Here is a 21,337-nt window from a genome sequence, read left to right as displayed (position 1 = left end):
GTCATTTCAACTCTGTGAACCGGTTTCTTTTGTCTTGCCATAGTAAAAAGCCCTCCTAATGATATTTATTTTATCATAGAAGGACCTTATCGTAGTTAATTTTACAGAAAAAGTTTCACATTCTCACAAGATTTTCAAGTTTTGTAATAGGCTCTATATCTAAAACTGATACACCTGATCCAATATGCAAATATTCAAGTTTTGTTAAATTCTCTATTCGAGAAATATCAGGATATGCCCCCCATTTTATATAAAGTTTTTTTAGTTGCGTTTGAGAGCAAATAGCATTAAATAACTCTTGTGATACTCTCGTGCCAAATGTTAATTGCGTGAAAGCACAAGGATTATCATTCAGAAAATCTATCCATTCTTGCACAATTCTCTTTTTATCTTTTGCTTTATATTTATCACTAAGTTGTGTGCAGTTGATAGTTATATTACTTTCGCCATCATACTCAGAAAGCTCTGTAACCCATTTACTTTTAGGTTCATCTCTATGATAATAGTCAAAACCATATCTGATTTCTTTTTCATTTAGCATAAAATCACCCCCCACAACTTCTTATTTATTGTCATCTTCATTATACTTCATCACCTATCGAAAAGATAGCATATTTTATGAAACTTGTCGGCTGGGAACAGCTTGCAACGCAAGGTGTCCCCAGATGGCAAGTCCACAAAAGGGTAGCTGGCGGCAGCCAGCGCAGGGGAAGCGTAGCGTCCCCTGTATGATTTCGAGCAGACCATGACTGCGGAAAATCACAGCCCTCCGGCGAGGAGCCTTCGGAGAACGCAATGCACCAACCTCTGGGTGGTGTATAATTGCGCCCTTAGTAAACTAAGGGGTTTCCGCCTTCTCCCGTTCCAGCAGTTTTTTCAATAGTTCCTGCGTGTCCTGTCTGTGAAAAATGAGTTTCAACAACAGCATTACATCATCATCTGTCAGGCGTTCCGGTTCTTGCAGAAAACTTTCCAGCATACCGCCACGAGTGCAGAGCCGGTGCGTCCGTTCCTTTCTGGTAAGCTGCTTCAACTGGTGCTGTAATGCCTTTTCATCATTGATAGCTTTCCACAGTTTCTTTTCGCTTTTCTCCAGCTCCCGGCTGAGTTTTTCCAGCTTTGAGGCATCAGGCAAGGGCAGCGTCCTCCTTTCCCGGTATCAGCACATAAATCTTGTTCGGTTGTCCCACACCCTGACGCACCCGCATGATAAGTCCGGCGTTTTCCAGTTCATTCAGAGAACGCTTGACCGTCATGGAGCTGCGGGACAGGACTGCGGCAATGGCTGTAACAGGGAAGCAGACAAACAGGATTCCGTTCTCGTCCTCCTGACCGTTGGAGAGCATAGCGTCCAACATCCGGCAGTACATGACCTTTGCGGTGCTGCTGACTGGAAATCCTGTCAACGCTCTGGGAAAAGGCATACAGGGCGGCAAGGGTGTGTCTATCGTCATAAATTCAAAATTCATTCGGTGTGTTCCTCCTTTTTCTTTGCTCGTTTGGATAAATAACGGGGACAGTCAACTACAACCGCCCGGAAGCTCTGCCTGCACCCATGCTGGCATTTCCGGCATAATTCGTTGTAAGTGACACGCCCCCGGTCATTGAGGTAAAAGGAAAGCTCATGCTTCCTCTTTTTGCTCATTCTCGGCATATTGTGTTTCCTCCCGTTTTAGTGTATGGTTTCGGGGCGATTTTCGGCAAAATTACAGCCATAGAGCCGCTTAAAATCTCCCGAAGTATCAGCGATAGGGTAGACTATCCCCCTATCAGATTGTCGTGTTTCGGTATCATTTCAGTGTCAGTTCGCCAGTTCTCCCCGGTGTCGTTCCTCCCCTGAATCTCACAGCGGCGTATCGCTCCCTTTGGTACGCTCGTTTCGGTCAGGGTTCCTCCACATCCCCGCCAAAAGTCATGGCACTACATTGCCGGGGAAGCATATCCCACACAGGCTGGTCATTCGATTGGAATAATCCATCGATGAACTACCTGTATCATAGAACATTTTTGTGCCCAGTGCTGAATGTCCGAAATATAGGAAAAAATTGAAAAATCAAAAATTTTCCACGATTGCGAAATGGATATGATATAATCAATTCAACGGTTATAAATGCCGTCAGAAAGGGGGCTGTTTCAATGAAAGGGGCTACTTCCATACAGGAACGATTAAAAGATTTACGAGTGAATAAAGGGCTAAAACTGGAAGAACTGGCAAAACAGACTGGCATTTCCAAATCAGCTCTTGGAAGTTATGAAAAAGATGATTTTAAGGAAATCAACCATGGCAACCTTATCACACTGGCAGAGTTCTATGGTGTGTCCCTTGATTATCTATTTTGCCGGACAGAGAATATGGAGGAGAGCAACACGCCATTAACAGAGCTGAATTTGAATGATGAAATGGTGGCACTTCTGAAAAGCGGTCGGATTAACAACCGTCTGCTCTGCGAACTTGCCACTCATAAGGATTTTATCAAGTTTCTTGCGGACATTGAGATTTATGTGGATGGTATTGCCACCATGCAGATTCAAAACCTCAACGCCCTTGTTGATACTGTCCGGCATGAAATTATTGAACGGTATCGCCCCGGCGAAGATGACCCACATTTGAAAGTGCTACAAGCCGCCCATATCAGCGATGATGAATATTTCAGCCACATGGTGTTGGATGACCTCAACCTTATTATCCGGGATATTCGGGAAGTCCACAAAAAGGACAGCGAGAGTGCACCACAGACCACCGTTGCCGATGAACTGAAAGAAAATCTGGAAGCGGTCGAAAATTTCAAGGGCAGCCGTTTGGAAAAACTAGCACTGCTTTACTGCAAGCAGCTCGGTATCAACTACAAAAATTTATCAGAAGAAGAATTTCGCTGGCTGATTCGGATTCTCCAAAAATCAAAGAAAATGGGAACGCCTATGAGCCAGAGGAAAAAACGGTAACAAAAAACCGCTGTTGCATGGTTGTGTTGGCTTCCATGTAGCAGCGGTTCGTGCTGTGGTTATTCAGTTAAAATTTCAAAGCGACAAGTTCATTTCCTATCTGCAATTATTTTATCAGCAATTTGTTCCAAAGTAGCGTCGAAGTCCAAACCAATTAAGTCAGGATAAAAAATATAGTCGGTAAGATTGTCTAAGCCGGTGTTAATCTCCAGATATTTCAACCACCAATCTCTTTCCCCTTCCCCAAACTTCAGAATGTGTAAAACGATTTCCTTGAGTTGCTCATTTGATAAATTAGATTTCATTGGCGGAGACATTAAGGCTCTGCGTGCTGTTGTTTCTAAATCGGTGTAACTCCAATAAGCTTGAAAGATATTAATTTTTATCTTCTTATTTCCAGTAATTTCTCTCAAGTTCTTTTGTAGCTGCCCTAACTCTTTTTTTGCTTCTTTATCACTATCACAATCTTTTTCGTCCATGAGTAGTGCCGCCTTTTCAATAATTTCCATTACGGCTGGAAGCTTCGTTTCGTCGATACTGATTTTTTTCATATTCTACCTCCAATTCCGATTTTTTACTCTGTTCAACTCCCCTATAAACTGGAATTGTTATTCAGGAAAAACAAGCACACAGTTTTCTAAATCGTCAGTATCTTTTTCGGAAATATATATCTGAGCCGACAAAGATAAATCATTTCCTATAAATTTTTCCCTTTGAAACAAATCCCTCACTATATGCCAGTTTCTATGTGCATTTTCAGTTTCCAACCAAATACCCATCAATGGTCCAGGGTCTCCGTCCTCTGTGTCTATATAATCATATCCATTGCTTTGTATCAAAGAATTTGATACCTCTTCGATACGGTCTGGTATGCGATATCTCAAATCCAAATCAGCATTTTCAAGCATTCCTGGATTTAACAACACAATAATCGTCTGCATATTTCTTCCCTCCAAATTCTAATTTATATAACTCTTTCCATCTCAACAAACTGGAAATTTACAGTGCTATCTTTTTCCATTTTCTAATCTTAGTTCTAAAAGTTCCGAAAGGAGCAACAGTATTAACGTGAATGAACTTGTAAACTTCCCATACCGCTGCTTTTGTAGCATCATCAGCCCACTTTCTCATATGTGGTTGAAATAGTTCTTCCTCACTCATTGAGTCAATCATTGTATGGATAGATGTAATATTTTCTTTTAATCTATCTTTCAATTCTGCTAATGACAAATGTGAGTAAGTATCTGTAAACCATTGATATAAATCGCCTAACTGATTCCACTTAAACATATCTGATGGTGTTTTCACTTCAATTCCATGTTTCTCATCATCTTCCCATCTCAAAACTAATGTTGTCCATCCAACTTGATAAGCAAGATTTTCTGCTGGTGTTCTATCTACTTCGATTATTCTCTTACCTTTTAAAGATTCAGGAATATTATCAAATTCAGAAATATACTTTTCAAAGCTTTTATTTATCTCATCTTTTAATTCCTCTTTATCCTTGTATGTTCTCAAAATATCTCCTCCACAAATTCTTATTTGTCATAATCATTCTACCATACCGTTATGAATAAATCATCTCATGTAAAACAATTTCTTCTGCCCGGTTATGAATGTTATTGCAACGCTGCACCCATTCCATCTGAGAAGTACGCTTCAATTCTTCGGTCACGCCCTCGGCAGCTTTCATCTGCTCCATGATGGTGTCTAACCGTTCCTGTGCCTGTTCGTTCAGGTCTGCAAGATATGTCCACAATTCTCCGGTCAGTATCAATGTGTTCAATCTGGCTGGGTGGACTTCTCTCAAATATTCCCGGTGTAACCGTCCATACTTTCCGATAGGGCGGTGTTCTTCCGGCAGCTTCAAATCTGGGATGTAATAATCTCCGACAAGGATATAATCAATTCCGTTTTCCGTTATTCTTTGTTTCAATTCGCTCATGTTCCTTACCTCCTGTGGAAGCAGGCTCGTCTGGTACTAACTCAATCACATCTGTAATCTCGCAATTCAGCGTTTCGCAGATACGGGCTAATGTGTCCATGCTGATGTGCTTTCCCTCTTTGCTCATGTTGGCAATCATATTCGTTGTCATACCAGCGGCAAGCCTTAAATCCTCTTTTCTCATATCACGCTCTAACAGTGTGTGCCAGAGTGGTTTATAGCTGATGTGCATATTGTTTTCCTGCCTTTCTATCCATACCACCGGGGCGGCTGCCCCGGCAGGAGCTTTTCTCTTATTATAACACCAATCTTGTGAAATCACAATTTATTCTTGTAGCCTGCCGCTGATACCGTCTGGATTGTTTTTTCCTTTCTTTTTGTTCCCTTTAATTAGCCATTAACTGCTTCATGCCCTGGCTTTTAGTTCATGTGAGATAAAGAAGTAAAAGAAGTGTAAAAAATTTTGCCGTTCCTATCCGGTAAGAGAACCGGACAGGGCGGGCATTAGTCGGGCAGTTCTACCTTGCCGACAAAAGAATAATAGATTTCAATTTCTTGTCTGCGTAATTTCCCCCGGCGTTTCCCGTCAAGGGCAACGCTTTCATGGATAACGATTTTCTCCACAAACTCCCGCAGCAGAGTGGGGGTAAGTTCTTCAAAACTGGTGTGCCCGCGAACCACTTTCATAAACTTTTCTGCGTTTTCGGTGGCTTCCTTCGCTTTGGAAAGTTCTTCCTGCAATCCGGCGACACGCTCTTTCAGTTCTTTCTGCTCGGCTTCATAGTCTGCCGACAGTTCCGAAAAACGCTCGTCTGATATGCGCCCGGTCACGCTGTCCTCATACAGCCGCTTGAAGATAGCGGACAGTTCACTGATACGCTTTTGTGCCGTTTCCAGTTCCTTTTTCTTGGCGGCGTTCCTCCGTCTGCCCCCGTCCTCGTTCTGCTCCACAAGCAGCTTCATAAACCGGGCTTCATGCTTTGCCGCATAGCTGGTAATCTTCCTAAGGTTTTCAGTCACTCCGGCGGTCAAAAGGTCGGTGCGGATAAAGTGCGCCGTACAGTCCCTTGTACGTTTCTTGTAGCTGCCGCAGATATAACAGTCCTGCTTACGCTTGTCCGTCTGGTATCTCTGCTGGTACATGACGCTGCCGCAGTCTGCACAAAAGAGTATGCCGGAAAACAAGCCCACTTCATCATAGCGGTTGGGGCGTTTCCTCTGTTTGCGTAACTCCTGCACCCGTTCCCATGTTTCCCGGTCAATGATAGGCTCATGGTGGTTCTCAAAAATCACTTGCTTTTCCGGGGGATTTTCTATGCTGTGTTTCAGCTTGTAGGAAACCTTGTCCGTCTTGAAATTCACAAGGCAGCCCGTATATTCCCGGTTTTCCAGCAGATGAACCACTGTATTAGTCGCCCACTTGCACTCATAGCCGGGGTGGTAGCGGCGGGTGCTTCCCGTCCTGCGGTATTCCAGCGTCCCCGGCGTGGGGATTTGCTGTTCTGTGAGCATACGGGCTATCTTGGTCGGACCGTTCCCGGCAAGGCAGAGGCTGTAAATCTGCCGTACCACCGGGGCGGCTTCCTCGTCAATGATAAAGTTCTCGTCCTCGTCCATAAGGTAGCCATAGACGGGCTTGCTTGTGATAGGCTTGCCGCTCATGCCCTTAGAGCGTTTGACTGCCTTGATTTTCTTGCTCGTGTCCCTCACCAGCCATTCGTTAAAAATGTTCCGCAGCGGGGCAAAATCATTTTCCCCCTGCGCACTGTCCACGCCGTCATTGATAGCAATGAAACGGACGTTTTTCTGTGGGAAAATCATTTCTGTGTACATTCCCACTTGTAAGTAGTTGCGCCCTAACCGGGACATATCCTTGACAATGACTGTACCGACTTTCCCGGCTTCAATGTCTGCAAGCATGGCTTGAAATCCGGGTCTTTGAAATAATGAGGTGTGATAGCGATAGCGGCAAAAAGCTAATAAAATCAATGGTTTTGCGGACAGCGGATAGACAGGGAATGTGTTAAAAACTGAATACGCACACAAACGGCGTTACCTTAACCCCTTTGGGGGAGAAAGTAACGCCGTTTTTTTATGCCCGCAGGAAAGGAGGTGCAGCCGGAATGTATTTCACAAAGGGCAAGCAGCGGGCGTTTGAATTGCTCATGCAGCAGAAGCCGGGATTTGACCGCTATCAATCCGGTTGTGCCGGAGATGATGAAGATTGCGGCACTTGCCGTTTCTACCGCCCCGGGTGGAAATATGAGTTTTGCGTTTTCAAAGAGTGTCCCTATTGCCCCGGCAAAAGGACGCGGAAAACGCACGCCAGCATGGACAAATAGACGGGCAAAAGCCCTTGTGCCATGCGGCTTTGCAGACGCGAAAACGGCAAAGGGCATATTGCAATACCAAAACAGCCGAAAACGGCTTTCTAATTGTCCACGCATACCAAGAGAGGAAGTGAGGAAATATGGCAGTTTTCAGAGTGGAGCGAAATACGGGATATACCGTTATGAGCAACCACCACTTGCGAAACAAGGAATTGTCCTTAAAGGCAAAGGGCTTGTTGTCGCAAATGCTTTCGCTGCCCGAAGATTGGGATTATACCCTTGCGGGCTTATCCCATATCAACCGGGAGAAGATCGACGCAATCCGCGAAGCGGTAAAGGAACTCGAAAAAGCCGGATATATCGTGCGCAGCCGGGAGCGCGACGAAAAGGGACGCTTGCGGGGCGCAGATTACGTCATATACGAGCAGCCGCAGCCGCGAGAGCCGGAAGCAGCTACCAGCGGCGGACAGCCGCCTATATTGGATTTACCTACATTGGAAAATCCAACATTGGATAATCCAACGTTGGAAAAACCTACGCAGGAAAAACCTACGTTGGAAAATCCAACGCAATTAAATAAAGATATATTAAGTAAAGAACAATCAATTACTGATTTATCAAGTACCGATTCCATTCCTTTCCATTCCCTAAACCCCTTGCCCTTTGCGCATGGCGAAGCGGCTACGCCGCCGGAAAGGAAAAGAACGGAAGCGAAAAGCAATAGCGCAGTAGAGATTTACAGGGAGATTATCAAGGACAATATCGAATACGACCATCTCATTCAAAACTGCAAAATTGACAAAGACCGTTTGGACGAGATTGTTGACCTTATGCTGGAAACCGTCTGCACAGCCCGAAAGACAATCCGTATTGCCGGGGACGACTACCCCGCCGAATTGGTGAAATCCAAGTTTTTGAAGCTGAACAGCAGCCATATTGAGTTTGTTTTGGATTGCATGAGGGAGAACACAACCAAAGTGCGCAACATCAAGCAGTATCTAAAAGCGGTGCTGTTCAACGCGCCGAGTACCATTGACAGCTACTATACCGCCCTTGTCAATCACGACTTATACGGCGGCGAATGAGCATAGCCGCACTTTACCGGGAAAGGAGTTGATACCTTGCAGGAGGAAGTAACCCAAAAAACGATTGCCCTATACGTCAAAGTGGGAAAAGGCGCGGCGCGGCTTACCGAACAGGCGTTACAGAAAGCAATCCAAAAGTTTTTGGAGCAGAAAAGCAAACCCGCGCATGGGAAACAGACCATGCGGCAGCTTATGAAGCAGAACGCGGGTGTTTCCAACATCGAGATCACCGACAGCAATATTAAAGCCTTTGAGAGTACGGCGAAGAAATACAACATAGATTTTTCGCTAAAAAAGGTTAAGGGCGAGCAGACCCGTTACCTTGTGTTTTTCAAAGGCCGGGACGCGGACGTTATGACCGCAGCGTTTCAAGAGTTTTCCGCAAAGAAGCTGAACCGGGAGAAAAAGCCCTCTATCCGCAAAGCCCTTGCCGCTGCAAAGGACAAGGCGAAGCAGCTTAACGCCGCCCGCGACAAGGTAAAGAAAATGGACAGGGGGCGCGAGATATGAAGCAGATCAACTACAAAAAGCTGATACTTCCGAATATCCCCTATGTGTTCTTTGTCTATCTCTTTGATAAAGTCGGACAGGCGGTGCGGCTTGCCCCCGGCGCGGATATTTCTGCAAAGATACTGAATATCACACAAGGATTTTCCGCAGCCTTTGAAAACGCCTTGCCGAGCGTTTACCCGTTGGATTTGCTTGTCGGCATTGTCGGTGCGGTGATTATCCGCTTGATAGTCTATGTCAAAGGGAAAAACGCGAAGAAATACCGCAAGGGCGCGGAGTACGGCTCTGCCCGATGGGGAAACGCCGAAGATATAAAGCCCTACATAGACCCGGATTTCCAAAACAACATCATTTTGACGCAGACGGAACGGCTTACCATGAACAGCCGCCCGAAGCAGCCGAAGTACGCGAGAAATAAGAACGTCGTCGTGATCGGCGGCAGCGGCAGCGGAAAAACAAGATTTTTTGTCAAACCTAATCTAATGCAGCTTCATTCCTCTTACGTCTTAACCGACCCGAAAGGTACGGTTTTGATTGAGTGCGGGAAGCTGCTGCAACGGGCGGGCTACCGCATTAAGGTACTGAATACGATTAACTTCAAAAAATCTATGCACTACAACCCCTTTGTGTATATCCGCAGCGAGAAAGATATTTTGAAGCTGGTAAATACGTTGATAGCGAATACCAAAGGTGAGGGAGAAAAAAGCGCGGAGGATTTTTGGGTAAAGGCAGAACGGCTTTTGTATTGCGCGTTGGTGGGCTACATCTGGTACGAAGCCCCCGCCGAGGAAATGAACTTTATTACCCTGTTGGAACTTATCAACGCCAGCGAAGCCCGCGAGGACGACGAGGAATATCAAAGCCCCGTCGATTTGCTGTTTGCCGACTTGGAAGAACGCGACCCCGACCATTTCGCGGTGAAGCAGTACCGAAAATATAAATTGGCGGCGGGCAAAACCGCAAAATCAATCCTCATTTCTTGCGGTGCGAGGCTCGCTCCTTTTGATATAAAGGAATTGCGCGATCTTATGTCCTACGACGAATTAGAACTTGACACGTTAGGCGACAGAAAAACAGCTTTGTTTTTGATTATGAGCGATACGGACAGCACGTTTAATTTTGTTATCGCTATGCTGCAATCGCAGTTATTTAATCTCTTGTGCGACAAGGCCGACGACGAATACGGCGGCAAGCTGCCGGTTCATGTTCGCTGCCTGTTAGACGAGTTTGCAAACATTGGACAAATCCCGCAGTTTGAAAAATTGATTGCCACAATCCGCAGCCGGGAAATCTCGGCTTCTATCATTCTGCAATCGCAGAGCCAGCTAAAAGCCATTTACAAGGACGCGGCAGAAATCATACTTGACAATGCCGACAGCACCTTGTTTTTGGGAGGGCGCGGGAAAAATGCAAAGGATATTTCGGAGAACTTGGGACGTGAAACAATCGACAGTTTCAACACTTCCGAAAATCGCGGCACGCAGGTTTCTCATGGCCTCAATTATCAGAAATTGGGAAAGGAGTTGATGACACAGGACGAAATCGCAGTTATGGACGGAGGAAAATGTATTTTGCAGTTGCGCGGCGTGCGCCCCTTTTTCAGCGATAAGTACGATATAACGCAGCACCCGAACTACAAATACCTTTCCGACTTCGACAAGAAAAACGCTTTTGACGTTGAACGGTATATGTCCACCCGTCCGGCAATCGTAAAGCCCGACGAACCCTTTGACATATACGAAATAGATTTGTCCGACGAGGACGCAGCCGCCGAATAAAAACGGCGGCATTTTTATTTCCAACAACATTTTTTGAGCCGTTTTAGCGGCAGAAAGCGAGGTTTATATGGATTTTTTCAACAGCGCAGTTGACGTATTGCAGACTTTGGTAATCGCGCTTGGCGCAGGACTTGGCATTTGGGGCGGCATTAACCTCATGGAGGGGTACGGCAACGATAACCCCGGCGCGAAGTCGCAGGGCATGAAACAGTTCATGGCTAATTAAAGGGAACAAAAAGAAAGGAAAAGTCAATCCAGACGGTATCAGCGGCAGGATACAAGAATAAATTGTGATTTCACAAGATTGGTGTTATAATAAGAGAAAAGTTCCTGCCGGGGCGGCCGCCCCGGTGGTATGGATGGAAAGGCAGGAAAAAAATATGCACATCAGCTATAAACCACTCTGGCACACACTGTTAGAGCGTGATATGAGAAAAGAGGATTTAAGGCTTGCCGCTGGTATGACAACGAATATGATTGCCAATATGAGCAAAGAGGGAAAGCACATCAGCATGGACACATTAGCCCGTATCTGCGAAACGCTGAATTGCGAAATTACTGATGTGATTGAGTTAGTACCAGACGAGCCTACTTCCGCAGGAGGTAAGGAACATGAGCAAATTGAAACCAAGAATAACGGAAAACGGAATTGATTATATTCTTGTCGGAGATTATTATATTCCGGTTTTGAAGCTGCCGGAGGAACACCGCCCTATTGGAAAGTACGGGCGGATGCACCGGGAATATTTAAGAGAAGTCCACCCAGCCAGATTGAACACATTGATACTGACCGGGGAATTGTGGACATATCTTGCAGACCTGAACGAACAGGCACAGGAACGGTTAGACACCATCATGGAGCAGATGAAAACTGCCGAGGGCGTAACCGAGGAATTGAAGCGTACCCAACAAATGGAATGGGTGCAGCGTTGCAATAACATTCATAATCGGGCAGAAGAAATTGTTTTGCATGAGATGATTTATTCATAACGGAATGGTAGGAGTGAGAATAGTATATGGATAGTTGGTTTACCGTTGAACAAATAGATTGCAATACATTTGCCATCAGCGAATATAAGCACTGGGAAGAAACACATAGTTATCTTCTATGTGGAGAGAAAATGGCTGTTTTGATTGATACAGGTTTAGGTATTTCCAATATCCGAAAAATTGTAGATACATTAACGCAACTGCCCATTATGGTAATTACTACTCATATTCATTGGGATCACATCGGTGGACACAAATATTTTAAGTTTATCGCAGTCCATGAAGCAGAAAGAGAATGGCTATCAGCTAAATTTCCTATTCCTTTGCAGGTAGTAAAACATAGTCTTATGTGCAAGCCATGCAATTTTCCTTTAGATTTCAATATAGACCAATATCAGATTTTTCAAGGTGTCCCACAAATGCTTTTACATGACGGAGATAGCATTGATTTAGGGAAACGCAAATTGATAGTCATTCACACACCCGGTCATTCTCCCGGACATTGTTGTTTCTATGAAGCGGATAGAAAATATCTGTATTCTGGCGATTTGATATATAGAGGTTGTCTTGATGCTTTTTATCCATCAACAAACCCGCAAGAATTTTGGAAATCTGTTAGAAAAATTCAATCTTTAGAGATAAGACGAATTTTGCCCGGACATCATCATTTATCTATTCCAGTTACTATAATTGATAAGATAGAGACAGCTTTTCATAATTTGTCAAATGAAGGGAAATTAAAACAAGGGAATGGCATATTCAGCTATGAAGGGTTTCAAATTCATATCTGAAATACAAATACCAGCCTGCGTTTTGAAAAAATCAACTGAATAACCACAGCAAAAACCGCTGCTACATGGAAGCTAACAAACCATGCAACAGCGGTTTTTCTTTACCGTTTTTTCCTTTGGCTGATAGGCGTGCTCATTTTCTTTGACTTTTTGAGAATCCGAATGAGCCAGCGAAATTCTTCATCTGACAGATTTTTATAGTTGATACCAAGCTGCTTGCAGTAAAGGACAACCAGCTTTTCATCCCGGCTGCCCTTGAAATTTTCGACCGCTTCCAGATTTTCTTTCAGTTCATCGGCAACGGTGGTCTGGGGTGCACTCTCACTGTCCTTTTTGTGGGCTTCCCGAATATCCCGGATAATGAGGTTGAGGTCATCCAGAACCATGTGACTAAAATACTCATCATCGCTGATATGGGCGGCTTGCAGCACTTTCAAATGCGGGTCATCTTCGCCGGGGCGATACCGTTCAATGATTTCATGCCGGACGGTATCGACAAGTGCATTGAGATTTTGAATCTGCATGGTGGCAATCCCGTCCACATAAATCTCAATGTCTGCAAGAAATTTGATAAAATCTTTATGGGTGGCAAGCTCACAGAGCAGACGGTTGTTAATCCGACCGCTTTTCAGGAGAGCAACCATCTCATCATTCAAATGCAGCTCCGTCAATGACGTGTTGATCTGCTCCCTGTTCTCTGTCCGGCACAGTAGATAATCAACGGAAACCCCATAGAAGTCTGCCAGCGTGATAAGGTTGCCATGATTGATTTCCTTAAAATCCTCTTTTTCATAACTTCCGAGAGCAGATTTGGAAATACCCGTCAGCTTTGATAGTTCTTCCAGATTTAAGCCTTTGTCCTTGCGGAGTTCCCAAAGGCGTTCCTGTATGCTTGTTGCTCCTTTCATGGGCGCACACTCCTTTCCGGCGGTTTCATTGCTGCCGCTTAACTGGATTATATCACACTTTCCGCAATCGTGGAAATTTCTGATTTTTACTCCTAATTCCTACTTTGTGGACATACGGCATAGGGCACAAAAATGTTCTATGATACAGGTAGTTCATCGATGGATTATTCCAATCGAATGACCAGCCTGTGTGGGATATGCTTCCCCGGCGATGTAGTGCCATGACTTTTGGCAGGGATGTGGAGGAACCCTGACCGAAACGAGCATACCAAAGGGAGCGATACGCCGCTGTGAGATTCAGGGGAGGAACGACACCGGGGAGAACTGGCGAACTGACACCGAAATGATACCGAAACACGACAATCTGATAGGGGGATAGTCTACCCTATCGCTGATACTTCGGGAGATTTTAGGCGGCTCTATGGCTGTAATTTTGCCGAAAATCGCCCCGAAACCATACACGAAAACGGGAGGAAGCGCAATATGCCGAGAATGAGCAAAAAGAGGAAACAGGAGCTTTCTTTTTACCTCAATGACCGGGGGCGTGTCACTTACAACGAATTATGCCGGAAATGCCAGCATGGGTGCAAGCAGAGCTTCCGGGCGGTTGTGATTGACTGCCCCCGTTATTTATCCAAACGAGCAAAGAAAAAGGAGGAACACACCGAATGAATTTTGAATTTATGACGATAGACACACCATTGCCGCCCTGTATGGCTTTTCCAAGAGCGTTGACAGGGTTTCCAGTCAGCAGCACCGCAAAGGTCATGTACTGCCGGATGCTGGACGCTATGCTCTCCAATGGGCAGGAGGACGAGAACGGAATCCTGTTTGTCTGCTTCCCTGTCACAGCCATTGCCGCAGTCCTGTCCCGCAGTCCCATGACGGTCAAACGTTCATTGAATGAACTGGAAATCGCCGGACTTATCATGCGGGTGCGTCAGGGCGTTGGAGAACCAAACAGGATTTATGTGCTGATACCGGGAAAGGAGGACGCTGCCCTTGCCTGATACCTCAAAGCTGGAAAAGCTAAACCGGGAGCTGGAGAAAAGCGAAAAGAAACTGCGGAAAGCCATCAATGATGAAAAGGCATTGCAGTACCAGTTAAAGCAGCTTACCCGAAAGGAACGGACGCACCGGCTCTGTACCCGTGGCGGTATGCTGGAAAGTTTTCTGCAAGAGCCGGAACGCCTGACAGATGATGATGTCATGCTGTTGTTGAAACTCATTTTTCACAGGCAGGACACGCAGGAACTATTGAAAAAACTGCTGGAACGGGAGAAGCCGGAAACCCCTTAGTTTACTAAGGGCGCAATTATACACCACCCAGAGGTTGGTGCATTGCGTTCTCCGAAGGCTCCTCGCCGGAGGGCTGTGATTTTCCGCAGTCAAGGTCTGCTCCAAATCATACAGGGGACGCTACGCTTCCCCTGCGCTGGCTGCCGCCAGCTACCCTTTTGTGGACTTGCCATCTGGGGACACCTTGCGCTGTAAGCTGTTCCCAGCCGACAAGTTTCATAAAATATGCTATCTTTTCGATAATCGATGAAGTATAATGAAGATGACAACAAATCGAAATTTCACGGAGGTATATTATGGGACTGTTTTCAAAGAAGAAAAATGAAGAAGTGGCTATTGATGAACTAACACCACAAATAAAAACTAAGTTAGATGAATTAGCCCAAAAAGGCAATCAGTTTGAGGAAGAAGAACAATATGAGGAAGCTATACAAGCATGGAAAGAAGCTCTTAGCCTAATCCCAGAGCCACAGCAATTTTACAGTGAAACCATATGGTTTTTAGCTGCCATTGGCGATATTTATTTTCAAAAGAAACAATACGAAAAAGCACACGAATGCTTTGACAAAGCAAGGGGGAATTTGAGCGGCGAGGGATATGGAAATCCGTTTGTTATGCTTCGATTAGGTGAATGTTGTTTAGAAATAGGGGACGAAAAAAACGCCACAGAATATTTGCTTAGAGCCTATATGTTTGAAGGAAGGGAGATATTTGAGCCTGACGAGGACGGTAATGATGATGGCAAAAAATATTTTGATTATTTAAGAACTCATGTTGAAAACATTGAGTGAAGATTAAGATAACACAGTTCAAGTTTATCAGCTTCACATCGGGTCAACTTGCCCCGAACTTTTACAACTAAATACCCGCCGCCCACACAGCGGCACACCAAGCAGGAAATCTGAAAAAGGTTGCCTGCTTTTTTTCTGCCCAAAATGAGGTGGCAAAACGCCACCCCATCCACCGATTACCGAAAGGAGTGATACGAAATGCCCTGTCCGCACAATGAAATATCTATTGTGCAGCGAAGCCAACAGCAGTCTGCGGTTGCCGCCGCTGCCTACCAGAGCGGCGAAAAGCTGTTCTGTGAATATGACCAGGAAGTGAAGCACTATCCGGAAAAGCGTGGTATCGTCCACAATGAAATCCTGCTTCCGGCAAACGCCCCACGGTCGTATGCAGACCGCAATACTTTATGGAACGCCGCCGAAGCGGTGGAGAAGCAATGGAACTCCCAGCTTGCAAGGCGGTGGGTGCTTACCATCCCCAGAGAGATACCGCCTGACCAGTACGCTGTCCTTGTACGGGAGTTTTGTGAGCAGCAGTTTGTTTCCAAAGGCATGATTGCTGACTTTGCCATCCATGACCCCCACCCGCCGGGACACAATCCCCACGCCCATGTCCTGCTGACCATGCGGGCAATGGACGAACATGGGAAATGGCTTTCCAAGAGCCGCAAGGTTTATGACCTTGACGAGAACGGGGAACGGATAAAGCTGCCATCTGGCAGGTGGAAAAGCCACAAGGAGGATACGGTGGACTGGAACGACCAGAAGTATTGTGAAATCTGGCGGCATGAATGGGAGGTCATCCAGAACCGCTATCTGGAAGCCAATGACCGCCCGGAGCGTGTGGACTTGCGTTCCTATGCCAGACAGGGGCTTGATATAGTTCCCACTGTCCATGAGGGGGCTGCTGTCCGGCAGATGGAAAAGCGGGGTATCCAGACGAATATCGGCAACCTGAACCGGGAAATCAGAGCTGCCAACAATCTGATGAAGTCCATCCGGCAGCTTATCCAAAACCTCAAAGGCTGGATTACCGAGCTGGGAGAAAAACGGAAAGAGCTGCTTGCACAAAAGGCGGCGGAGGAAGCGACACTTCTTCCCAATCTGCTGATGAAGTACATGGAGATACGAAAGGAAGAACGGAAGGACTGGACAAGGGCTGGACAGAACCGGGGGACTTCACAGGACTTAAAGGCAGTCAGCGAAGCCCTGTCCTATCTTCGGCAAAAGGGGCTTTCCACTGTGGAGGACTTAGAAGCGTTTCTGGAATCTTCCGGGAAATCAGCCGCAGATTACCGCAATCAGATGAAGCCAAAGGAAGCCCGCAGCAAAGTGATTGACGGGATTCTTGCCAGCCAGACAGACTGCAAGGAATGTAAGCCTGTCTATGAGAAGTACCAGAAGATATTTTTTAAGAAAACAAAGGAGAAATTCAAACAGGAACACCCGGAGGTTGCCCGGTATGCGAAAGCCGCCGCCTACCTTGCCAAGCACCCAGACGATAAGGACAGTACCCAAAAGGAGCTGCAAGAGGAGCAGGAAAAACTTCTGGAAGAAATCGCAGAGCTGAAAGTACCACTGACCGAGGTACAAGAGGATTTGAAGAAGCTGCGGGACATCCGCTACTGGGTACGGAAAGCCACACCCGGCACAGAGGAAAGCAAAGAGCCGCCCAAGAAGCAGCCCATCAAAGAAGTCTTGCAGGATAAGGCAGACGAGAAAAAAGCACAAAGAACTGTCCCGGCACAGACGAAACACAAACAACAGGATATGGAACTTTAACAGGCACTTGCCATTTTCAATCAGAGAATGTCAGGTGCTTTTCTTATTTTTAAGGAGGGATAGATTTGAATGTATTTGAAGCTGTGAAGCAGTCCGTTACAACAAGACAGGCTGCGGAGCATTATGGAATCCGTGTAGGTCGGAACGGGATGGCTTGTTGCCCGTTCCATAACGATAAAACCCCAAGCATGAAGCTGGATCGGCGTTACCACTGCTTCGGCTGCGGTGCGGATGGGGATGTGATTGATTTTACCGCCGTCCTGTATGGGCTGGGAAAGAAAGAAGCCGCCGTACAACTGGCACAGGACTTTGGAATTTCCTATGAGGACTGGAAACCGCCGGGAAAGGTAAAAAAGCCCAAGCCCCGGCAGAAATCCCCGGAGGAACAGTTTCAGGAAGCAAAGAGCCGCTGCTTCCGTATCCTTGCCGATTATCTCCACCTGCTTAGGGCATGGAGAAAGGATTATGTCCCGCACTCCCCGGAGGAAGCCGTTCATCCCCGGTTTGTGGAAGCTTTACAGAAGCATGACCAAGTGGAATATCTGCTGGATGTGCTGCTGTTCGGGGAGACAGAGGAAAAAGCGGCTTTGATTACGGACTACGGAAAGGATGTGATACAGCTTGAACAACGAATGGCAGAGCTTGCAGCCGCAGACGCAGCAAGAACTAAAAAACACCATGAACGCTATGCAGCCACCCCAGAACATTGAGGAAATCAAGGCGGGGCTGGAAACTACCGAGAAAGGCGCTGTCCGTCAGAGCATACGGAACTGCCTGACCGTATTCCAGCGTGACCCGCTGCTTTCCGGGGCTATCGCATACAACATCCTGACCGACCGCAAGGACATCATAAAGCCCATCGGCTTTCAAAGGGAAAGCACCGCCCTGAATGATACGGACATGAAGTATCTGCTTCTTTATCTGGAAGAAACCTACGGGCTTACCAATGAGAAAAAGATTGATAACGCCATCGGGATTGTGGCGAATGAAAACAAGTACCATCCCATCCGGGACTATCTCAATACCCTTGTGTGGGACGGGACAGAACGAATCCGTTTCTGCCTGCGGCACTTTCTGGGGGCTGACGCAGACGATTACACCTATGAAGCGTTGAAGCTGTTCCTGCTGGGTGCAATCTCACGAGCCTTTCAGCCGGGGTGCAAGTTTGAAATCATGCTCTGTCTGGTCGGCGGTCAGGGGGCTGGCAAGTCCACCTTCTTCCGTCTGCTGGCAGTCCGGGACGAGTGGTTCTCCGATGATTTGCGGAAGCTGGACGATGACAATGTGTACCGCAAGCTGCAAGGTCACTGGATTATCGAAATGTCGGAAATGATGGCAACCGCCAACGCCAAGAGCATTGAGGAAATCAAGTCATTTTTAAGCCGGCAGAAAGAGGTTTACAAGATACCCTATGAAACCCACCCGGCAGACCGCCCCCGTCAGTGCGTGTTTGGCGGCACTTCCAATGCCCTTGACTTCCTGCCCCTTGACCGTTCCGGCAACCGCCGCTTTATCCCCGTCATGGTGTACCCGGAGCAAGCCGAGGTTCACATTTTGGAGGACGAAGCTGCTTCCAGAGCCTATATCGAGCAGATGTGGGCGGAAGCGATGGAGATTTACCGAAGCGGCAGGTTCAAGCTGGCTTTCAGCCCCGCCATGCAGCGGTATCTCAAAGAACACCAGCGGGATTTTATGCCGGAGGACACCAAAGCCGGGATGATACAGGCGTATCTTGATAAGTACACCGGGAGCATGGTCTGCTCCAAGCAGCTCTACAAGGAAGCCTTGAACCATGCCTTTGACGAGCCGAAGCAATGGGAAATCCGGGAAATCAACGAGATTATGAACCAGTGCATTGACCGCTGGCGGTACTTCCCGAACCCAAGAATGTTTTCCGAATATGGCAGACAAAAGGGCTGGGAGCGTGAAACCCCGGCAACGGACTTATGCAACCCGTCTGAAAAAACGATGGACGGTTTTGTGGAGGTCACAGAACAGATGGAGCTTCCATTCTGAAAATGACAGCCCGTTGCATCCCCTGTTGCTATCCCGTTGCCGAGCCGGTTGCCGGGGAAAACCCCATAACTGCGGGCTTTTCTCCCCTATGACAACCAAAACAACAGAAAAATAAAAGAAAAGTATAAATAGTAACCATCGTCAGATTGAGATTGTTTGCAAGGTCTTTTGAAGCCCGTTGCCGGACTTCGTTGCCGACACCCTCTGTCTGGCTATTTTCATGTATGGAGGATAACTGCCTATGGCAAAAAACAAAACAGAGATTCATGTGACTACTGTGTTTGACGGGGAACTGGACGCAACCGATGTATTCGTCAGCCTGATTTCCCAGAAATACGGAAAGACAAATACAAAAGAATATCTTGCCAAAAAGAAAGATATGGAGTATAATGCAGATGAGGTTCAAAAGAGCCAGATACCGTCTGGATTGTGTGGGTAAATGGCTATGATGAACGAAATGGAATACAGAACAATCGGAAAGGTACTTGCCGGGGGCTATCGTGCAGCGGTCTATTGCAGGCTGTCAAAGGACGATGACCTGCAAGGCGAAAGTGCCAGTATCGCAAACCAGCGTGATATGCTGGAAAAATACTGCGAAAAGCAGGGATGGGAGGTTGTGGCAGTCTATCAGGACGATGGCTTCACAGGTCTTAATATGGAGCGTCCTGATTTACAGAGAATGTTGAGAGCCATTGAGCGCAGGCAAATCAACCTTGTCATCACGAAAGACCTCAGCCGACTGGGGCGTAACTATCTGCAAACCGGGCATTTGATTGAGGACTTTTTCCCAAGAAACGGCGTCCGCTATATCGCCATGAATGACGGTATCGACACCCTGCGGGATAACAATGACATTGCCCCGTTCAAGAATATCCTGAACGAGATGTACAGCAAGGATATTTCCAAGAAAGTCCATTCCTCTTATCTTCTGAAAGCACAGAAAGGACAGTTTACCGGGTGTCTTGCCCCCTTTGGGTATCGGAAAGACCCGGAGGACAGAAACCATCTGCTCATTGACGAGGAAACCGCCCCGATTGTACGGCTGATTTTTGGGTATGCCCTAAACGGTCATGGTCCCAACTATATCCGCAGACGGCTGGAGGAAGAAAAAATACCCTGCCCCACATGGTGGAACCGGGAACGGGGGCTTCGCAATATCCGCACCAAATGGGAAAAGAAAGACCCGGAAAACGGGCGGTATATGTGGGACTTCTCCGTTATCAAAGACCTTTTGATTAACCCGGTCTACACTGGGGCGATTGCTTCCCAGAAAAAGGACTACCGTTTCAAAATCGGTACAATCCGGGAGAAGAAGCCGGAGGACTGGATTGTGGTGGAGGGACAGCATGAACCGCTGATTGACCGCATGAGCTTTGACATTGTGCAGAACAAGCTGAAATCCCGCCAGCGTCCGGGACAGACCAATGAAATCAGCCTGTTTGCCGGATTGATAAAATGCGGCGAGTGTGGGAAATCTCTGACGGTACGCTACACCAACGCAAAACATCCCCAGCAGATTTACTCCTGCAAGACCTACAATGCCTTTGGAAAGAACCACTGCACCCAGCACCGGATTGATTATGACATCCTTTACAGCCATGTGCTGCGGAAAATCCGGGAATGTGCCAGAGCCGCCCTGATGGACGGGGAAGCGGTTGCCGACCGCCTGACCAATACCTGCGAAGCTGAGCAGCGGGAACAGCGGGAAGCAATGGAACGCTCCCTTACAAGGGACGAGGAACGGATTGAGGTTCTGGACAAAATGGTCATGCGGCTTTATGAGGATATGATTGCAGGGCGTATCAGTGAGCAGAATTTCAACACTATGCTGGAAAAGACACAGACCGAGCAGACGGAGCTTAAAGCAAAAGTGTCCGAGGGCAGGAAGCGGCTGTCCGATGAAGTCCAGCTTGCCAATGACGCAAAGCAGTGGGTGGAAGTCATTCAGGAATACGCCAACATCACAGAGCTGGATGCAGACACCCTCAACCGCTTAATCAAAGAAATCGTCGTGCATGAACGCATTGACGAGGATAAAACAAGACACATTTCTATTGAAATTCATTTTAATCTCAAACCCATCCCAGAGGTGGAACAGGTCACTGCCTGACCTGTCCCGCCGGGACGGTTCTCTTAAAAACACCATATAGATTTTTTGTATGCCGCCGCCCG

The 21,337-nt window shown here is 46.7% G+C and carries 29 protein-coding genes; 18 read left to right on the top strand and 11 right to left on the bottom strand.

Translation table 11 applies throughout. The annotated features are described in order from the left end of the window. Positions 1-115: 115 nt before the first annotated feature. From HW447_RS16645 to HW447_RS16630, 4 genes are all read right to left on the bottom strand, one after another. Positions 116-541: a hypothetical protein gene (locus HW447_RS16645; RefSeq protein ID WP_176256172.1), complete on the bottom strand. Its 426-nt coding sequence runs from the start codon at positions 539-541 to the stop codon at positions 116-118. Positions 542-838: 297 nt separating this feature from the next. Continuing rightward, entirely contained in the window at positions 839-1,135 is a 297-nt protein-coding gene (locus tag HW447_RS16640; RefSeq protein WP_176256171.1) for a DUF3847 domain-containing protein, read from the bottom strand. Continuing rightward, on the bottom strand, positions 1,128-1,469 hold the full coding sequence (locus HW447_RS16635; protein WP_176256170.1) for a DeoR family transcriptional regulator: 342 nt from the start codon (positions 1,467-1,469) through the stop codon (positions 1,128-1,130). The genes HW447_RS16640 and HW447_RS16635 overlap by 8 nt, the downstream gene beginning before the upstream one ends. After that, positions 1,466-1,654, bottom strand: a complete 189-nt coding sequence (locus tag HW447_RS16630; RefSeq protein WP_002592123.1) for a hypothetical protein — start codon at positions 1,652-1,654, stop codon at positions 1,466-1,468. Before HW447_RS16630 ends, HW447_RS16635 begins: the two co-directional genes overlap by 4 nt. Positions 1,655-2,136: 482 nt before the next feature. On the opposite strand from HW447_RS16630, the gene HW447_RS16625 reads away from it, so the two are divergent. Then, a complete protein-coding gene (locus HW447_RS16625; RefSeq protein WP_176256169.1) occupies positions 2,137-2,943 on the top strand; it encodes a helix-turn-helix domain-containing protein in 807 nt (268 codons plus the stop codon). A gap of 89 nt (positions 2,944-3,032) precedes the next feature. On the opposite strand, the gene HW447_RS16620 is transcribed toward HW447_RS16625, so the two are convergent. The 6 genes from HW447_RS16620 to HW447_RS16595 form a co-directional block, all read right to left on the bottom strand. After that, a complete protein-coding gene (locus tag HW447_RS16620; RefSeq protein ID WP_176256168.1) occupies positions 3,033-3,494 on the bottom strand; it encodes a hypothetical protein in 462 nt (153 codons plus the stop codon). Positions 3,495-3,551: 57 nt separating this feature from the next. Then, positions 3,552-3,884, bottom strand: coding sequence for a hypothetical protein (locus tag HW447_RS16615; protein ID WP_015552618.1), 333 nt, complete (start codon positions 3,882-3,884; stop codon positions 3,552-3,554). A 58-nt stretch (positions 3,885-3,942) separates the two neighbouring features. Beyond that, positions 3,943-4,461: a ClbS/DfsB family four-helix bundle protein gene (locus tag HW447_RS16610; protein WP_176256167.1), complete on the bottom strand. Its 519-nt coding sequence runs from the start codon at positions 4,459-4,461 to the stop codon at positions 3,943-3,945. A 49-nt stretch (positions 4,462-4,510) separates the two neighbouring features. Further along, the gene (locus tag HW447_RS16605) at positions 4,511-4,888 is read right to left on the bottom strand and encodes a TnpV protein (protein ID WP_176256166.1); all 378 of its coding nucleotides are present in this window, start codon (positions 4,886-4,888) and stop codon (positions 4,511-4,513) included. Then, positions 4,848-5,120, bottom strand: a complete 273-nt coding sequence (locus HW447_RS16600; protein ID WP_002593556.1) for a helix-turn-helix domain-containing protein — start codon at positions 5,118-5,120, stop codon at positions 4,848-4,850. Before HW447_RS16600 ends, HW447_RS16605 begins: the two co-directional genes overlap by 41 nt. A gap of 272 nt (positions 5,121-5,392) precedes the next feature. Beyond that, positions 5,393-6,892 carry a recombinase family protein gene (locus tag HW447_RS16595; protein ID WP_408609682.1) on the bottom strand — a complete coding sequence of 500 codons (1,500 nt, stop codon included), beginning with the start codon at positions 6,890-6,892 and terminating at the stop codon, positions 5,393-5,395. A 119-nt stretch (positions 6,893-7,011) separates the two neighbouring features. On the opposite strand from HW447_RS16595, the gene HW447_RS16590 reads away from it, so the two are divergent. From HW447_RS16590 to HW447_RS16555, 8 genes are all read left to right on the top strand, one after another. Beyond that, the gene (locus tag HW447_RS16590) at positions 7,012-7,230 is read left to right on the top strand and encodes a hypothetical protein (RefSeq protein WP_002604486.1); all 219 of its coding nucleotides are present in this window, start codon (positions 7,012-7,014) and stop codon (positions 7,228-7,230) included. A gap of 128 nt (positions 7,231-7,358) precedes the next feature. Continuing rightward, a complete protein-coding gene (locus tag HW447_RS16585) occupies positions 7,359-8,303 on the top strand; it encodes a DUF6017 domain-containing protein (RefSeq protein ID WP_002604485.1) in 945 nt (314 codons plus the stop codon). A gap of 36 nt (positions 8,304-8,339) precedes the next feature. Next, a complete protein-coding gene (locus HW447_RS16580; protein ID WP_002604484.1) occupies positions 8,340-8,813 on the top strand; it encodes a PcfB family protein in 474 nt (157 codons plus the stop codon). Beyond that, a complete protein-coding gene (locus HW447_RS16575) occupies positions 8,810-10,591 on the top strand; it encodes a VirD4-like conjugal transfer protein, CD1115 family (protein WP_002604483.1) in 1,782 nt (593 codons plus the stop codon). Before HW447_RS16580 ends, HW447_RS16575 begins: the two co-directional genes overlap by 4 nt. A 67-nt stretch (positions 10,592-10,658) precedes the next feature. After that, entirely contained in the window at positions 10,659-10,817 is a 159-nt protein-coding gene (locus HW447_RS16570) for a Maff2 family mobile element protein (protein ID WP_118361699.1), read from the top strand. A gap of 154 nt (positions 10,818-10,971) precedes the next feature. Then, positions 10,972-11,244 carry a helix-turn-helix domain-containing protein gene (locus HW447_RS16565; RefSeq protein ID WP_118633824.1) on the top strand — a complete coding sequence of 91 codons (273 nt, stop codon included), beginning with the start codon at positions 10,972-10,974 and terminating at the stop codon, positions 11,242-11,244. Next, a complete protein-coding gene (locus HW447_RS16560) occupies positions 11,204-11,581 on the top strand; it encodes a TnpV protein (RefSeq protein ID WP_176256165.1) in 378 nt (125 codons plus the stop codon). The genes HW447_RS16565 and HW447_RS16560 overlap by 41 nt, the downstream gene beginning before the upstream one ends. Before the next feature lie 26 nt (positions 11,582-11,607). Next, on the top strand, positions 11,608-12,372 hold the full coding sequence (locus tag HW447_RS16555; protein ID WP_118633825.1) for an MBL fold metallo-hydrolase: 765 nt from the start codon (positions 11,608-11,610) through the stop codon (positions 12,370-12,372). Between the two features lie 101 nt (positions 12,373-12,473). On the opposite strand, the gene HW447_RS16550 is transcribed toward HW447_RS16555, so the two are convergent. Next, positions 12,474-13,280, bottom strand: coding sequence for a helix-turn-helix domain-containing protein (locus tag HW447_RS16550; RefSeq protein ID WP_097786108.1), 807 nt, complete (start codon positions 13,278-13,280; stop codon positions 12,474-12,476). Between the two features lie 483 nt (positions 13,281-13,763). On the opposite strand from HW447_RS16550, the gene HW447_RS16545 reads away from it, so the two are divergent. The 9 genes from HW447_RS16545 (at position 13,764) to HW447_RS16505 (ending at position 21,275) form a co-directional block, all read left to right on the top strand. After that, positions 13,764-13,952 (top strand): hypothetical protein, encoded by a 189-nt coding sequence (locus tag HW447_RS16545; protein WP_003020302.1) that lies wholly within the window; start codon positions 13,764-13,766, stop codon positions 13,950-13,952. After that, positions 13,949-14,290, top strand: coding sequence for a DeoR family transcriptional regulator (locus tag HW447_RS16540; protein WP_176256164.1), 342 nt, complete (start codon positions 13,949-13,951; stop codon positions 14,288-14,290). The genes HW447_RS16545 and HW447_RS16540 overlap by 4 nt, the downstream gene beginning before the upstream one ends. Further along, a complete protein-coding gene (locus HW447_RS16535) occupies positions 14,283-14,579 on the top strand; it encodes a DUF3847 domain-containing protein (RefSeq protein WP_176256163.1) in 297 nt (98 codons plus the stop codon). Before HW447_RS16540 ends, HW447_RS16535 begins: the two co-directional genes overlap by 8 nt. Before the next feature lie 296 nt (positions 14,580-14,875). Beyond that, positions 14,876-15,370, top strand: coding sequence for a tetratricopeptide repeat protein (locus HW447_RS16530; RefSeq protein WP_004462512.1), 495 nt, complete (start codon positions 14,876-14,878; stop codon positions 15,368-15,370). 198 nt (positions 15,371-15,568) lie between these two features. Then, on the top strand, positions 15,569-17,149 hold the full coding sequence (gene mobQ / locus HW447_RS16525) for a MobQ family relaxase (RefSeq protein WP_176256162.1): 1,581 nt from the start codon (positions 15,569-15,571) through the stop codon (positions 17,147-17,149). 65 nt (positions 17,150-17,214) lie between these two features. After that, positions 17,215-17,859 carry a CHC2 zinc finger domain-containing protein gene (locus HW447_RS16520; protein ID WP_176256161.1) on the top strand — a complete coding sequence of 215 codons (645 nt, stop codon included), beginning with the start codon at positions 17,215-17,217 and terminating at the stop codon, positions 17,857-17,859. Continuing rightward, on the top strand, positions 17,828-19,165 hold the full coding sequence (locus HW447_RS16515) for a virulence-associated E family protein (protein WP_176256174.1): 1,338 nt from the start codon (positions 17,828-17,830) through the stop codon (positions 19,163-19,165). Before HW447_RS16520 ends, HW447_RS16515 begins: the two co-directional genes overlap by 32 nt. A gap of 241 nt (positions 19,166-19,406) precedes the next feature. Then, positions 19,407-19,604 (top strand): hypothetical protein, encoded by a 198-nt coding sequence (locus HW447_RS16510; protein WP_117633600.1) that lies wholly within the window; start codon positions 19,407-19,409, stop codon positions 19,602-19,604. Then, on the top strand, positions 19,605-21,275 hold the full coding sequence (locus tag HW447_RS16505; protein WP_176256160.1) for a recombinase family protein: 1,671 nt from the start codon (positions 19,605-19,607) through the stop codon (positions 21,273-21,275). Positions 21,276-21,337: the final 62 nt, after the last annotated feature.

Source organism: Enterocloster alcoholdehydrogenati (assembly GCF_013282095.1).
GTDB lineage: Bacteria > Bacillota > Clostridia > Lachnospirales > Lachnospiraceae > Enterocloster > Enterocloster alcoholdehydrogenati.
This window is presented reverse-complemented; position numbering and strand designations above follow the sequence as displayed.

What these genes read in the sequence shown, in the direction of transcription:
- HW447_RS16645 (WP_176256172.1), bottom strand. Translation starts at nt 541, where the DNA reads ATGCTAAATGAAAAAGAAATCAGATATGGTTTTGACTATTATCATAGA.
- HW447_RS16635 (WP_176256170.1), bottom strand. Translation starts at nt 1,469, where the DNA reads ATGAATTTTGAATTTATGACGATAGACACACCCTTGCCGCCCTGTATG.
- HW447_RS16630 (WP_002592123.1), bottom strand. Translation starts at nt 1,654, where the DNA reads ATGCCGAGAATGAGCAAAAAGAGGAAGCATGAGCTTTCCTTTTACCTC.
- HW447_RS16625 (WP_176256169.1), top strand. Translation starts at nt 2,137, where the DNA reads ATGAAAGGGGCTACTTCCATACAGGAACGATTAAAAGATTTACGAGTG.
- HW447_RS16620 (WP_176256168.1), bottom strand. Translation starts at nt 3,494, where the DNA reads ATGAAAAAAATCAGTATCGACGAAACGAAGCTTCCAGCCGTAATGGAA.
- HW447_RS16615 (WP_015552618.1), bottom strand. Translation starts at nt 3,884, where the DNA reads ATGCAGACGATTATTGTGTTGTTAAATCCAGGAATGCTTGAAAATGCT.
- HW447_RS16605 (WP_176256166.1), bottom strand. Translation starts at nt 4,888, where the DNA reads ATGAGCGAATTGAAACAAAGAATAACGGAAAACGGAATTGATTATATC.
- HW447_RS16600 (WP_002593556.1), bottom strand. Translation starts at nt 5,120, where the DNA reads ATGCACATCAGCTATAAACCACTCTGGCACACACTGTTAGAGCGTGAT.
- HW447_RS16590 (WP_002604486.1), top strand. Translation starts at nt 7,012, where the DNA reads ATGTATTTCACAAAGGGCAAGCAGCGGGCGTTTGAATTGCTCATGCAG.
- HW447_RS16585 (WP_002604485.1), top strand. Translation starts at nt 7,359, where the DNA reads ATGGCAGTTTTCAGAGTGGAGCGAAATACGGGATATACCGTTATGAGC.
- HW447_RS16575 (WP_002604483.1), top strand. Translation starts at nt 8,810, where the DNA reads ATGAAGCAGATCAACTACAAAAAGCTGATACTTCCGAATATCCCCTAT.
- HW447_RS16570 (WP_118361699.1), top strand. Translation starts at nt 10,659, where the DNA reads ATGGATTTTTTCAACAGCGCAGTTGACGTATTGCAGACTTTGGTAATC.
- HW447_RS16565 (WP_118633824.1), top strand. Translation starts at nt 10,972, where the DNA reads ATGCACATCAGCTATAAACCACTCTGGCACACACTGTTAGAGCGTGAT.
- HW447_RS16560 (WP_176256165.1), top strand. Translation starts at nt 11,204, where the DNA reads ATGAGCAAATTGAAACCAAGAATAACGGAAAACGGAATTGATTATATT.
- HW447_RS16555 (WP_118633825.1), top strand. Translation starts at nt 11,608, where the DNA reads ATGGATAGTTGGTTTACCGTTGAACAAATAGATTGCAATACATTTGCC.
- HW447_RS16550 (WP_097786108.1), bottom strand. Translation starts at nt 13,280, where the DNA reads ATGAAAGGAGCAACAAGCATACAGGAACGCCTTTGGGAACTCCGCAAG.
- HW447_RS16545 (WP_003020302.1), top strand. Translation starts at nt 13,764, where the DNA reads ATGCCGAGAATGAGCAAAAAGAGGAAACAGGAGCTTTCTTTTTACCTC.
- HW447_RS16540 (WP_176256164.1), top strand. Translation starts at nt 13,949, where the DNA reads ATGAATTTTGAATTTATGACGATAGACACACCATTGCCGCCCTGTATG.
- HW447_RS16530 (WP_004462512.1), top strand. Translation starts at nt 14,876, where the DNA reads ATGGGACTGTTTTCAAAGAAGAAAAATGAAGAAGTGGCTATTGATGAA.
- mobQ (WP_176256162.1), top strand. Translation starts at nt 15,569, where the DNA reads ATGCCCTGTCCGCACAATGAAATATCTATTGTGCAGCGAAGCCAACAG.
- HW447_RS16515 (WP_176256174.1), top strand. Translation starts at nt 17,828, where the DNA reads ATGAACGCTATGCAGCCACCCCAGAACATTGAGGAAATCAAGGCGGGG.
- HW447_RS16510 (WP_117633600.1), top strand. Translation starts at nt 19,407, where the DNA reads ATGGCAAAAAACAAAACAGAGATTCATGTGACTACTGTGTTTGACGGG.
- HW447_RS16505 (WP_176256160.1), top strand. Translation starts at nt 19,605, where the DNA reads ATGGCTATGATGAACGAAATGGAATACAGAACAATCGGAAAGGTACTT.